The sequence below is a fragment of the Streptomyces tendae genome (genome assembly GCF_014650435.1).
Taxonomy (GTDB): domain Bacteria; phylum Actinomycetota; class Actinomycetes; order Streptomycetales; family Streptomycetaceae; genus Streptomyces; species Streptomyces tendae.
Map to the genome: position 1 here is coordinate 766754 of NZ_BMUY01000002.1, position 12080 is coordinate 778833.

Below are 12080 nucleotides of genomic sequence, written 5' to 3' on the forward strand. Positions count from 1 at the left end.
CGGGTCGTACTCCACGGTCGTACCCGACAATGGTCCTGTGCTGGAGATGACGCGCGAGGAGTTCGAGGAACTGGTCGCCGAAGCCCTGGACCGGATCCCGCCGGAGCTGACGCGGCTGATGGACAACGTCGCGGTGTTCGTCGAGGACGAACCGCCGGCGGACGATCCCGAGCTGCTCGGGCTGTACGAGGGGACGCCGCTGACGGAGCGCGGGGAGTGGTACGCGGGCGTGCTGCCCGACCGGATCACCATCTACCGGGGGCCGACGCTGCGGTTCTGCGCGACGCGCGAAGACGTGGTCGCCGAGACCGAGGTGACGGTCGTTCACGAGATCGCCCACCACTTCGGGATCGACGACGCACGGCTGCATTCCCTCGGGTACGGGTGAGGCTCGGGTACGGGTGAGCGTCGGGTACGGGTGACGCGCCCGGGTCAAGTCCGCCTCGCCGTGCGCGTGTCCTCATGTGGGTGACGGGAGTTGGGCACGTCGACTCCTTGACCCCCGGAGGTGGCCGCCCGTGCGCCCCTTGTACGTACCCGTCCGTCTGGCCGCCACCGCCCTGGCCGTCGCCGCTGCCGCCGGCTGCATGAGCGTCGGCGACGAGTCCGGCGGGGGCGCCGGGCCGTCGCACTCCGCCGGGGAACGGGGCGGCGCGGTGCCGGACGGCGGACCCGCGGTCTCCGGAGGGAACGCCGGGTACGACGCGGCGGCGGCCGACGAGGGTGACGGCAAGGGGAAGAAGGCCAAGGGCAAGGGCAAGGGCCGGGACGAGGGCGACGGCAAGGGGAAGGGCGGCAAGGGCGGCAAGGGCGGTGCCGGGTCCGCCTCGGAGCCTGCGGCCGCGCGCCCGACCGGGGCCCCGCCGCCGGACGGCGGCGACCACGACCTCGAGCCCACCCGGACGCCCCCGGCCGAGCCCACCCGGACGGCCGAGCCGGAGCCGACGCGGACCGAGGAGCCGCCCGCCTCCCCGACGCCGGACCCGACGGTGGCCGAGCCGTCCTCGTCCGCGCACGAGCCTCCCGGGACCCAGCTCGAGCAGCGGGAGCCGGCCCCGGCGGCCGGGACACCGGCGTAGGACGGACGGGTCGCGGAGCCGGATGGCGACGGGTTGGGGAGCCGGATGGCGACGGGGTGCCGAGTGGGGTGGCGGCGCGGGGCCGCGCGGGGCGACGGCGGGGCGCTGAGCTGGGCATGTGCTGCCGGTTTGCCTTCGGGGGTGGGGGGTGCGTATGGTGGTAGATCGTTTGATCCCATTTGCCCGGCGCCACCGCAGAGCGCGCCGTGTGGCGCGTACTCTCCCCTTGCCGTGGTGGACCGCATCGAGGCGGTCGTATTGCGAATCGCGATTCACGGAGTTGACGGGCGCGTGCCGACGAGAGACTCCGGAAGGTTTCGCATTCGCATGTCCATGACCAGTACTGATCACGTCGTCGTGCCCGAGAACGCCGAGGGCGTCGAGGGTGCGCCGGAGGCCGTCGAGACCGTGGACGCCTCCACGACCACCGAGGCCGCGGAGGCCAGCTCGGCCACCGAGGCTCCCGAGCCGACGTTCGCCGACCTCGGTCTGCCCGAGGGCGTCGTGCGCAAGCTCGCGCAGAACGGCGTGACCACCCCCTTCCCGATCCAGGCCGCGACCATCCCGGACGCGCTGGCGGGCAAGGACATCCTCGGCCGGGGCCGCACCGGCTCCGGCAAGACCCTCTCCTTCGGTCTGCCGACCCTGGCCACCCTGGCCGGCGGCCGCACCGAGAAGCACAAGCCCCGCGCCGTCATCCTCACCCCGACCCGCGAGCTGGCCATGCAGGTCGCCGACGCGCTCCAGCCGTACGGCGACGTCATGGGCCTGAAGATGAAGGTCGTCTGCGGCGGCACCTCCATGGGCAACCAGATCTACGCCCTCGAGCGCGGCGTCGACATCCTGGTCGCCACCCCGGGCCGGCTGCGCGACATCATCAACCGCGGCGCCTGCTCCCTGGAGAACGTGCAGATCGCGGTCCTCGACGAGGCCGACCAGATGTCCGACCTGGGCTTCCTGCCCGAGGTCACCGAGCTGCTCGACCAGGTCCCGGCCGGCGGCCAGCGGATGCTGTTCTCCGCCACCATGGAGAACGAGATCAAGACCCTCGTCGACCGGTACCTGAAGGACCCCGTCCACCACGAGGTCGACGCGGCCCAGGGCGCGGTGACGACCATGTCGCACCACATCCTGGTCGTGAAGCCCAAGGACAAGGCGCCGGTCACCGCGGCCATCGCCTCCCGCAAGGGCCGCACCATCATCTTCGTCCGCACCCAGCTGGGCGCCGACCGCGTGGCCGAGCAGCTGCGCGACGCCGGTGCCAAGGCGGACGCGCTGCACGGCGGCATGACCCAGGGCGCGCGCACCCGCACGCTGGCCGACTTCAAGGACGGCTACGTCAACGTCCTGGTCGCCACCGACGTCGCCGCGCGCGGCATCCACGTCGACGGCATCGACCTGGTCCTGAACGTGGACCCGGCCGGCGACCACAAGGACTACCTGCACCGCGCGGGCCGCACGGCGCGCGCCGGCCGCACCGGCACCGTCGTCTCGCTTTCCCTGCCGCACCAGCGCCGCCAGATCTTCCGGCTGATGGAGGACGCGGGCGTCGACGCCACGCGCCACATCATCCAGGGCGGCGCCGCCTTCGACCCCGAGGTCGCCGAGATCACCGGCGCCCGGTCGATGACCGAGGTCCAGGCCGAGTCCGCGGGCAACGCGGCGCAGCAGGCCGAGCGCGAGGTCGGCCAGCTCACCAAGGAGCTGGAGCGGGCCCAGCGCCGTGCCACCGAGCTGCGCGAGGAGGCGGACCGCCTGGTCGCCAGGGTCGCGCGGGAGCGCGGCGAGGACCCGGAGACGGTACTGGCCGAGGTGGCCGCCGCGACCTCCGAGGCCGAGGTCTCGCTGCCCGAGCAGCCCGGCGCCCGGGACGTGGAGAAGACGGAGCGCGGCGGCAACGACCGCGAGCGCTCGTACGAGCGTCGCGACTACCGGCGTGACGACCGCGGTGACCGTGGTGACCGCGGTGGTCGTTCGTTCGAGCGCCGTGACGACCGTGGTGACCGGGGCGGTCGTTCGTTCGAGCGCCGTGACGACCGTGGTGACCGGGGCGGTCGTTCGTTCGAGCGTCGTGACGACCGTGGCGATCGCGGTGGTCGTTCGTTCGAGCGTCGTGACGACCGTGGCGATCGCGGTGGTCGTTCGTTCGAGCGTCGTGACGACCGTGGTGGCTTCCGCCGCGACGACCGCCGTGACGACCGTGGCGACCGCGGTGGCCGTTCGTTCGACCGCCGTGACGACCGTGGCGACCGCGGTGGGCGGTCCTTCGAGCGCCGTGACGACCGCGGTGACCGCGGTGGCTTCCGCCGCGACGACCGGGGCGGCCGTTCGTTCGAGCGTCGTGACGACCGCGGCGAGCGCGGTGGGCACCGTGGCAGCGACCGTCCGTTCAACCGCGACCGTCAGGGCGACCGCCCCGGCTTCCGCTCGGGTGGTCACGACCGTCCGTACGGCCGCCGCGACGACCACCGCGGTTCGTCCTTCGGCCGCCGTGACGACAAGCCGCGCTGGAAGCGCAACGGCTGACGCCTGAGCACCTGAGACGCGCCGTGGCCCCCACCCCATCCGGTGGGGGCCACGGCGCTTCGCGTTGCGGTCAGGTTTCGGCCACGGAGTGACGCATGTCACGCTCCTCGCGAGGGAATTGCTGGGGGCATGACAGATGACGCCAAGGCGAGTGGGCTGTCGGACGAGGAACGGCTGGCCCAGCTCGGCTACACCCAGGTTCTGGCCCGCCGCATGTCGGCGTTCTCCAACTACGCGGTCTCCTTCACGATCATCTCGGTCCTGTCGGGCTGCCTGACCCTCTATCTCTTCGGCATGAACACGGGCGGCCCTGCCGTCATCACCTGGGGCTGGGTCGCCGTCGGCCTGATGACGCTCTTCGTCGGCCTGGCGATGGCCGAGATCTGCTCGGCGTACCCGACCTCGGCGGGCCTGTACTTCTGGGCGCACCGCCTGGCGCCCCCGCGTACGGCGGCGGCCTGGGCCTGGTTCACAGGCTGGTTCAACGTGCTGGGCCAGGTCGCGGTCACCGCCGGCATCGACTTCGGCGCCGCGTCCTTCCTGGGCGCCTACCTGAACCTGCAGTTCGACTTCGAGGTGACGCCGGGCCGCACGATCCTGCTCTTCGCCGCGATCCTGATCCTGCACGGCCTGCTGAACACCTTCGGCGTCCGCATCGTCGGCCTGCTGAACAGCGTGAGCGTGTGGTGGCACGTCCTCGGCGTCGCGGTCATCGTCGGCGCGCTGACCTTCGCGCCGGACCACCACCAGTCGGCGTCCTTCGTCTTCGGCGAGTTCGTGAACAACACGGGCTGGAGCAGCGGGGCGTACGTCGTCCTGATCGGTCTCCTGATGGCCCAGTACACCTTCACCGGCTACGACGCCTCCGCCCACATGACCGAGGAGACGCACGACGCGTCCACGGCCGGACCGAAGGGCATCGTCCGCTCCATCTGGACCTCCTGGATCGCGGGCTTCGTCCTCCTCCTCGGCTTCACCTTCGCCATCCAGTCCTACGACGGCGCGCTGACGTCCCCGACGGGCGCGCCTCCCGCGCAGATCCTCCTCGACGCCCTCGGCGCGACGGCGGGCAAGCTGCTGCTCCTCGTCGTCATCGGGGCCCAGCTCTTCTGCGGGATGGCGTCGGTGACGGCCAACAGCCGCATGATCTACGCCTTCTCCCGGGACGGCGCGCTCCCGTACTCCCACATCTGGCACTCGGTGAACCCGCGCACCCGCACACCGGTCGCGGCGGTCTGGCTCGCAGCCCTGGCCGCCCTGGTCCTGGGCCTCCCCTACCTCATCAACGTCACGGCATATGCCGCCGTGACGTCGATCGCGGTCATCGGCCTCTACATCGCCTACGTCATCCCGACGCTCCTCCGGGTTCGCAAGGGCGCCGCCTTCGAACGCGGGCCGTGGCACCTGGGCCGCTGGTCGCAGCCGGTGGGCGTGGTCGCGGTGACGTGGGTCGGCGTCATCACGGTCCTGTTCATGCTGCCGCAGGTCTCCCCGGTCACCTGGGAGACCTTCAACTACGCGCCCGTCGCCGTCCTGGTCGTCCTGGGCTTCGCCGCCACCTGGTGGCTGGCCTCGGCCCGGCACTGGTTCCTCAACCCCGAGCACGAACGCACCCGCGCCCGCGTGGCCGCCCGGGCGAACGCCCCCGAGCCGGTGGACCCGTAGCCCAGGGCCCCACGCCCTCCGACGCGGCCGTGACCCCGATACCCGATCGGCGTCCCGGCCGCGTCGGGCTATGCTCGGTGTGGCAACATCACGCAACACCGCGCGCGCAACACCGCGCGGCACCCCGCCTGGGCCCTTAGCTCAATTGGCAGAGCAGTGGACTTTTAATCCATTGGTTGTGGGTTCGAGTCCCACAGGGCCTACTCGTCGGACCCCAGCTCGTCGCACGAACGGGCTGGGGTCTCAGCGCTTCATGAGGGCGAAGACTCCCCAGCCGAGGTACTCGCGGCCGTAGCGCGCGTGGCGGGCGGGCTCGGTGGTGAGTTCCTCCCGTACTTGGGGTGCGAGTTCGTCGTCCGGGTTCCGGTCGAGCCAGCGGCGCATGTTGAGCCACTGGGCGGCGGCGTAGCGGTCCCAGCTGTCCTGGTCGGCCAGCATCATCTCCACGACGTCGTACCCGAGTTCCTGGAACTGCTCGATCAGGTCCGCGAGGGGCAGGAAGTCGGTGACGGACGTGACGTGGCAGGCCCGGGCGGTCTCCTCGTCCGGCGGGGTCTGCCGCCAGTACGGCTCGCCGATCAGCATCAGGCCGCCGGGGCGCAGGCTCCGGTCGAGCAGTGCGGCAGTTCCGGCGACACCGTCGCCGATCCAGGTGGCGCCGACGCAGGCGGCCAGATCGACGGGCCGGTCCGCGACGTGGCCGGCGGCGTCGCCGTGCAGGAACTCGACCCGGTCGGCGACGCCGAGTTCGGCGGCGCGAGCCCGGGCCTGCTCGGTGAAGACCGTGCTGATGTCCACCCCGGTCCCCGTGAAGCCGAGGTCGCGCGCCCAGGTGCACAGCATCTCGCCCGAGCCGCTGGCCAGGTCGAGCACGCGGGTCCCGGGGGCGAGGTGGAGCGATGCGCCGAGGGCGGCGAACTTCTCCGCGGTGATCGGATTGTGGATCCGGTGGCTGCTCTTACGGATGGTGAAGATGCGGGGGAGGTCCATGACCGTGTTCCTTTCCGTCATGCCTGCGCAGAGCCGGTGTCCCGCCCGCTCTGCGCGGCGGCCTGCTCCAGCTCTGTGACGCTGCCCGACATGATCGTCCTTACGTGCTCGGTGATGTGCTCCACGGGCCAGTCCCACCAGGCCACCGCGAGCAGCCGCGCGATGTCCTGCTCCGGGTGGCGCGTGCGGATCAGACGGGCCGGGTTGCCGCCGACGATGCCGTAGTCGGGCACGTCGCTCGTCACCACGGCTCCGGTGGCGACGATCGCGCCGTGGCCGATGCGGACGCCGGGCATCACGGTGGCGCCGTTGCCGAACCAGACGTCGTTGCCCACCACCGTGTCCCCGGGGTTCGGCAGGCCGGTGAGCAGGTCGAAGTGCTCGGCCCAGGAGCCGCCCATGGTGGGGAAGGGGAAGGTGGACGGGCCGTCCATGCGGTGGTTGGCGCCGTTCATGATGAAGCGGGTGCCGGTCCCCAGGGCGCAGAACTTCCCGATCACCAGCTTCTCGGGCCCGTAGTGGTACAGCACGTTGCGGGTCTCGAAGGCGGTCGCGTCGTCCGGATCGTCGTAGTACGAGAACTCGCCGACCTCGATCAGCGGGGACCGCACCAACGGCTTGAGCAGGACGACCCGGGGCTGCTCGGGCATCGGGTGGAGCACCGTGGGATCGGCGGGGGCAGCGGGCATCGGCAAGGCGGATCCTCTCGGCGGACCACTAGTGCGACAGGTGTAGCGTTAAGAGGGTGGCACGAGCCAGTCGCATGGATCAACCGGATAATCGATCAACCGGACGGGGGCGGCCGATGACGGATTCGACAGGTGCGACGGACCCCGCGGTCGCGGCGCCCGAGCGCCGTCCCGGTGGTCGTACCGCCCGCATCCGCGCCCAGGTCCTCGACGCGGTGCGTGCCGAACTCGCCGAGACCGGCCATGAAGGACTCACCGTGGAGGGGGTCGCCGCCCGCGCGGGAGTTCACCGGACCACGGTCTACCGGCGCTGGCGTGACGTGGGCGGGCTGCTCGTCGACGTCATCGATGCCGCCGGCGAGACGGACTGGCAGCCGCCGGACACCGGCTCCCTGTGCGGCGACCTGACGGCCCTCAACCGGGAGATCCAGGAGTCCCTCGTCGTACGGCCGTCCTTCGCCGTCGCCCTGATGGCCGCGTCGTTCCACTCCGAGCAGGCCGCGCGGGCCCAGACGAGACTGTGGGCGGACCGGTACGCGCAGTGCGAGATCCTCGTGGAGCGCGCCGTCGAACGGGGCGAACTCCCCGCACGAGAGGCAACGGACCTGGACGCCCGCGGTCTGCTGATCGCCGCCACGGCCCCGCTCTACCACCAGGTGGTCCTCCTGCGCGCCGACCCCGACCCACTGCTTCCGGAACGGGCGGCAGAGGCCGCGGTGCTGGCGGCCACCGCGGGGGCTTTCGCCGTACGCCGGGACGTGGACGCGGGGCCGGGGGACCGTCGATCCGACGGGTAGAGTCCCCCGGCATGAGCGCAACTCCCCCCGAAAACGGACTGGTTGACTTACGGCCCTGCCTGGTCACCCCGCGCCGCCTCGGCGCCGCCGCCGCGGTCTACGGCGTGTTCGTCGCGGGCTGGTACCTGGGGCAGCCCGTGACCCCCGAGTGCCGCGTCGACCAGGCCACCATCGACCGGGTCGCCGAGCGGTACCGCCCCGAACCGTCTCCCACGCCCGCGCCTGCGTACAGTCCGATCCCGCCGCCGTCGGCGTATCCGGGTCATAGCTCGCTCGCAGACGCTTACACGGTGCAGACCCCTGAAGTCATGTCCCTGACCGTGACCTCCTACGCCGTCGCCTGCACCAACGACATGGGCGAACGCCCTCGCCTCCGAGCCTGGTTCGACGGCGACGGGGAGTAGAGCCGGATGCCCGCCTGGATGACCCTGCGCCGGCTCGGCGTCGTCACCGCTCTGTACGCCGTGTTCCTGGCGGGATGGTGGCTGGGCCAGCCCGTGCGGTCCGACGGCTGTATCGAGGACCGGCTCACCGCCGGGACGGACGGCCGCCCCGCGCCGGTGGAACCGGCCGACCCCGGCCGGTACCTCGGAAGCCTCGGGTTCCTGGACTTCGGTCTCCTCGAGTGGGCCGACGACCTGGACGGCTACCGGGACGGCGAGTACGGCCCCAGCGACTACGGGTACGACCTCCGGGGCGGCCCGCAGACGTACGACACGGCCGGTGCCGACTACGACCCCTGCTCCTACAAAAAGCGCGCCCGCCTGCTCGCGTGGGTCAACGGCGACTGGGGCTGACCCGGCCGGACCGGCCGAGGGCCTGGACCATCCACGGCTGGAAGGGCAGGTGGCCGGGGACCACCTGCCAGTCGTTGACGGTCCACACCAGGCGCCAGTACCGCTCGACGATCGGGTCGTGTCCCGCCTCGAACCGCTCGGCCATCCACTCCCGCAGCTCCGGGCCGTCCGGGCGACCGAGTACGGCGGCGAAGCGCGCCACGACGGCGTCGACGACCGGGGAGGCATCGTCGCCCTCCGGGTCGATGCCCGCCGCCCTGGCCTCGGCGACGGTCCGCCGTACGAAGGGGATGAGTTCCGCCACCGCCTCGGGGGCCACCTCCGGCAACACGTCCTCGTCGGCGGGTGGGAGGGGCGCACGGGCCATGCGCCCGCGGAAGTCGTCGTCGGCGACGAGTTCGGCCAGCTCCACCCACGCGGCGAGCTGGGCGTCGGACGGTTCGTCGGGGAGTTCGGGCAGTGCGGTGCGCAGGGCGGCGACCGCGTCGCGGGCCTGCGGCGGGCCGGCCTCCAGTGCGGCGATGAAGTCGGCGACCACGCGCCGTCGTTCGTCGGAGGTGAGGCGGGTGAGCCGGTGCATGAGAACTGTCTCCTCGGGGCTGGAGCCGCGCCGGGCGACGAGCCGCAGCATGCTGTGCCGCAGCCGCAGCGCGCGGATCTGCAGGGCGGTGGCGTCGGCGTGCGCGGCGGCGACGTCGGCGACGGAGAGGCCGCCGTCCAGTACGCGCCGGACCGTGGTGAGGTCGACGCCCAGTTCCCGCAGGACGCCGATGAGGTGGAGCCGGCCCAGGGCCGCGTCGTCGTAGCGGCGGTATCCGGCCGGGGTGCGGTCGGTGGGCGGCAGCAGCCCGGTGTCCGAGTAGAACCGGATCGTCCGTACGGACACGCCGGTACGGGCCGACAGTTCACCGATCGAGTGCGGGGGCGTCGCGCCGTTCATGAGCCCACCCTGCGGTCTCCAGCCACTGGAGAGTCAAGGCAGTGCGTCAGCCGGAGGGCTTGGCCTCGGGGCCGTTCGAGGAGGGCTTCTCTGCGCGCACGAAGGTTCCCTTGATGGGCACAGTGATGACGAGTCCTTGTTCGCGCAGCTCTCGGACCGCCCGACGGACGGTATTTACGGCCACGCCGTACTGCTCGGCGAGATCACGTTCCGCAGGGAGACGTGCGCCAACGGGCAGTCGTCCCGTCCGAATCTCTTCGGCGATGTGGTGCACGACCTGCACGTACACGTAGACGTGACTTGCCAGGTCGGGTCTCCAGTCGCGCTCGTCAGCCATGCCTGCACGTTAAAGCGACGACTAGCGCTCTACCACGTATGGGTGCATCCGTATGCTTCCTATTGCTACCTAATGCGTCCGAGTGCACAGTCATCCATGAGAGACCCCGGCGGCCTGGCAGGGCCCCGGGGCACGGCCAACGCTTACAAGGAGCGTCGACATGCACGACCTTATCCACCGCATCGCCCACTGGTTGACCCTTCTCCTGGGTCCAGGCACCGGAACCCACCGGGCAGGCGGCCCCCGCCATCGAGTCCGGAGCACCACTCACCCCACCGTCCTCGCGAGCCTCCCCCTCCACCACTCCCCGTACTGCCGTCACCTCCCCCTCGACGGAGCCGCCTCTCGCCTGATCCGCCCCTACCTCGACCAGCACGTCATTGGCATGCGAAGGGCGGCCGCGTGATGACACCGCACACCGCGCTACGGCTGCTGCCCTGGCTGTCGGCCGAGGGCAAGCCCTGCTTCCTCGCTCCCGGCGACGGCGGCGGATTCGTGTCCCGGCTGGCCGACGAGACGGAGGCCCGGCAGCTCGCCGTGGGGCTGGACGTACTCCGCTCGGCGCGCGGCGTCCTGGACGACCCCGTGTCGCCGAACGCCGAGGTCCGGTACACGGCGATCCGTCTGACCGAGTGCCTCGCGGACGCGCTGCGGGTGGCGGAGTCGAGGGGCCGGCGCCTGGCCATGGACCACGGTGAACCGTAGGACCAGCAGCGGCGCCTAGTGTGTGGCCGCCGGAACCCGCCGCCCGTCTGCCTCCCGGAGTGCCACCCATGCCCCTTCCCCACGTCCTGCTCTCCGCCGCCGTCTCCCTCGACGGATACCTGGACGACACCGGCCCCGAGCGCCTCCTGCTGTCCAGCCCCGCCGACTTCGACCGGGTCGACGAGGTGCGGGCCTCCGTGGACGCGATCCTGGTCGGGGCCGGGACGATCCGGGCCGACAATCCGCGGCTGCTGGTGAACTCGGCCGAGCGGCGGGCGGCACGGGTCGCGGACGGGCTGGCGGAGTACCCGCTCAAGGTCACCGTCAGCGGCAGCGGCGAGCTGGACCCGGCGGCGCGGTTCTGGCACACGGGCGGGGAGAAGGTGCTGCTGACCACGGACGACGGCGCCCGGCGGGCCCGCGCGCTCGGGATCGGTGCCGAGGTGGTGTCCCTGGGGCCGGACCTCGACTGGCGGGCGGCGTTGGAGTACCTGCACGACCGGCGGGGCGTGCGGCGGCTCATGGTCGAGGGGGGCGGGACCGTCCACACCCAGTTGCTCCAGCAGGAACTCGCCGACGAGCTGCAGCTCGTTCTCGCGCCGCTCCTGGTCGGGGACCCGGCCGCGCCCCGGCTGTTCGGGCCCGGTGGCTATCAGGGCGGGCGGCTGCGGCTGGTGGAGTCGCGGCGGATCGAGGATGTGGTGCTGATGCGGTACCTGCCGACCGCGCCCGGCACCGGTGACCGCGTCGTCGCCGCCGACCGGCACTGGCTGGCCCTCGCCTGTGAGCTGGCCGAGCTGTGTCCGCCGTCGGACACGGCGTTCAGCGTGGGGGCGGTCGTGGTCGCCGCCGACGGGAGCGAGCTGGCCCGGGGGTACTCGCGGGAGGGCGGTGATCCGGTCGTGCACGCCGAGGAGGCCGCGCTCGCGAAGGTCGCCCCGGACGACCCTCGGCTCGCCCGCGCCACCGTCTACAGCAGTCTCGAGCCCTGCGCCCGTCGGGCCTCCCGGCCCGCGCCCTGCGCCCGGCTGATCCTCGACGCCGGGGTGCGCCGCGTCGTCACGGCCTGGCGGGAGCCGGACACCTTCGTGGCGGGAGCGGACGGAAGCGGGGTGCTCACCGCCGGGGGCGCCGCCGTCGTCGTACTGGCCGAGTACGCGGAGCGGGCGAAGGCGCCCAACCGCCACCTCGAGGGGTAGGTGGACAGGGGCGGGGAGATACGGATGTGCATTCCGCCCCCGGGATGACGTACAGTGGTGAACACAACGACGCGGGGTGGAGCAGCTCGGTAGCTCGCTGGGCTCATAACCCAGAGGTCGCAGGTTCAAATCCTGTCCCCGCTACTGAAGGCCGAGGGCCGGAATCCGAAAGGGTTCCGGCCCTCGGTGCGTTTCCGCGGATGTTCCTTCCGTGTGTGCTGTTCCGTGTCATCCGGTCGGCCCCTCACCGCTCGCCGCCCGTCCCCGCTCCCGGAAACCTGGAGTCCGGGACGGCAAGCGGCGCGGACGTGCCGGCGCGGACGTACGGGGCGGCGGGAGACGAGTGGTGCGGCCAG

General features: G+C 72.0%; 13 protein-coding genes and 2 tRNA genes. 11 read left to right on the forward strand and 4 right to left on the reverse strand.

What is annotated here, in order from left to right; all coding sequences use genetic code 11:
• Positions 1–37: 37 nt before the first annotated feature.
• The 5 genes from IE258_RS08605 to IE258_RS08625 all read left to right on the forward strand — a co-directional run bounded on the left by IE258_RS08605 (position 38) and on the right by IE258_RS08625 (position 5473).
• Positions 38–388, forward strand: a complete 351-nt coding sequence (locus IE258_RS08605; RefSeq protein WP_011029427.1) for a metallopeptidase family protein — start codon at positions 38–40, stop codon at positions 386–388.
• A gap of 130 nt (positions 389–518) precedes the next feature.
• Positions 519–1079 carry a hypothetical protein gene (locus IE258_RS08610; protein ID WP_189740974.1) on the forward strand — a complete coding sequence of 187 codons (561 nt, stop codon included), beginning with the start codon at positions 519–521 and terminating at the stop codon, positions 1077–1079.
• A gap of 327 nt (positions 1080–1406) precedes the next feature.
• Positions 1407–3605 carry a DEAD/DEAH box helicase gene (locus tag IE258_RS08615; protein ID WP_189740977.1) on the forward strand — a complete coding sequence of 733 codons (2199 nt, stop codon included), beginning with the start codon at positions 1407–1409 and terminating at the stop codon, positions 3603–3605.
• A gap of 129 nt (positions 3606–3734) precedes the next feature.
• Complete coding sequence (locus IE258_RS08620) at positions 3735–5270, forward strand: amino acid permease (RefSeq protein WP_159330680.1); 1536 nt, start codon at positions 3735–3737, stop codon at positions 5268–5270.
• Positions 5271–5400: 130 nt separating this feature from the next.
• Positions 5401–5473: transfer RNA gene (locus IE258_RS08625), tRNA-Lys, on the forward strand.
• Positions 5474–5513: 40 nt separating this feature from the next.
• On the opposite strand, the gene IE258_RS08630 is transcribed toward IE258_RS08625, so the two are convergent.
• Together IE258_RS08630 and IE258_RS08635 are read right to left on the reverse strand one after the other, a co-directional pair.
• The gene (locus IE258_RS08630; RefSeq protein ID WP_189740980.1) at positions 5514–6260 is read right to left on the reverse strand and encodes an SAM-dependent methyltransferase; all 747 of its coding nucleotides are present in this window, start codon (positions 6258–6260) and stop codon (positions 5514–5516) included.
• A gap of 17 nt (positions 6261–6277) precedes the next feature.
• Entirely contained in the window at positions 6278–6949 is a 672-nt protein-coding gene (locus IE258_RS08635) for a CatB-related O-acetyltransferase (RefSeq protein ID WP_189740983.1), read from the reverse strand.
• 116 nt (positions 6950–7065) lie between these two features.
• On the opposite strand from IE258_RS08635, the gene IE258_RS08640 reads away from it, so the two are divergent.
• The 3 genes from IE258_RS08640 to IE258_RS08650 are packed head-to-tail and all read left to right on the forward strand — an operon-like array spanning position 7066 to position 8543.
• Positions 7066–7746, forward strand: coding sequence for a TetR/AcrR family transcriptional regulator (locus IE258_RS08640; RefSeq protein WP_189740986.1), 681 nt, complete (start codon positions 7066–7068; stop codon positions 7744–7746).
• An 11-nt stretch (positions 7747–7757) separates the two neighbouring features.
• Positions 7758–8150, forward strand: coding sequence for a hypothetical protein (locus tag IE258_RS08645; RefSeq protein WP_189740988.1), 393 nt, complete (start codon positions 7758–7760; stop codon positions 8148–8150).
• Between the two features lie 6 nt (positions 8151–8156).
• Complete coding sequence (locus IE258_RS08650; RefSeq protein ID WP_189740992.1) at positions 8157–8543, forward strand: hypothetical protein; 387 nt, start codon at positions 8157–8159, stop codon at positions 8541–8543.
• Here the strand turns inward: IE258_RS08650 and IE258_RS08655 are convergent.
• On the reverse strand, positions 8524–9483 hold the full coding sequence (locus IE258_RS08655) for a MerR family transcriptional regulator (RefSeq protein ID WP_189740997.1): 960 nt from the start codon (positions 9481–9483) through the stop codon (positions 8524–8526). The two genes, IE258_RS08650 and IE258_RS08655, sit on opposite strands and share 20 nt — an antisense overlap.
• Positions 9484–9529: 46 nt before the next feature.
• Positions 9530–9820: a winged helix-turn-helix domain-containing protein gene (locus IE258_RS08660; protein WP_189741000.1), complete on the reverse strand. Its 291-nt coding sequence runs from the start codon at positions 9818–9820 to the stop codon at positions 9530–9532.
• A gap of 405 nt (positions 9821–10225) precedes the next feature.
• Here IE258_RS08660 and IE258_RS08665 point away from each other — a divergent pair, with 405 nt between their 5' ends.
• From IE258_RS08665 to IE258_RS08675, 3 genes are all read left to right on the forward strand, one after another.
• Positions 10226–10525: a hypothetical protein gene (locus IE258_RS08665; protein WP_189741003.1), complete on the forward strand. Its 300-nt coding sequence runs from the start codon at positions 10226–10228 to the stop codon at positions 10523–10525.
• Positions 10526–10593: 68 nt separating this feature from the next.
• A complete protein-coding gene (locus tag IE258_RS08670) occupies positions 10594–11724 on the forward strand; it encodes a dihydrofolate reductase family protein (RefSeq protein ID WP_189741006.1) in 1131 nt (376 codons plus the stop codon).
• Positions 11725–11794: 70 nt separating this feature from the next.
• Positions 11795–11868 (forward strand) — tRNA-Met (locus IE258_RS08675).
• Positions 11869–12080: the final 212 nt, after the last annotated feature.